Below are 314 nucleotides of genomic sequence, written 5' to 3' on the forward strand. Positions count from 1 at the left end.
TAAGCCCAACTACCATCGGCGCTAAAGAGCTTAACTTCTGTGTTCGGCATGGGAACAGGTGTGACCTCTTTGCTATCGTCACCAGACAAATTATTGCTTGAGTCAATCGTTTACATACTTCCTCATCACTGCTGTATTCCTCATTCATTTACGAAAGTAAACTCATTTGTCATCCATTGTGATTCGTTGTCTATAAGCGTTTTCTCTACGCAATACAAATTGAAATGTATTGTACATTCAAAACTAGATAGTAAGCAGATTTTACGGCTAAAACCGATTTAAAATTTGATTAAGTCTTCGATCGATTAGTATTC

General features: G+C 36.9%; 1 rRNA gene. It reads right to left on the minus strand.

The annotated features are described in order from the left end of the window. Positions 1–86, minus strand: a 5S ribosomal RNA gene (gene rrf, locus LQ694_RS15475); the annotation flags it as partial. Positions 87–314: the final 228 nt, after the last annotated feature.

Source organism: Mammaliicoccus sp. P-M58, assembly GCF_022386165.1.
Taxonomy (GTDB): Bacteria; Bacillota; Bacilli; order Staphylococcales; family Staphylococcaceae; genus Mammaliicoccus; species Mammaliicoccus sciuri.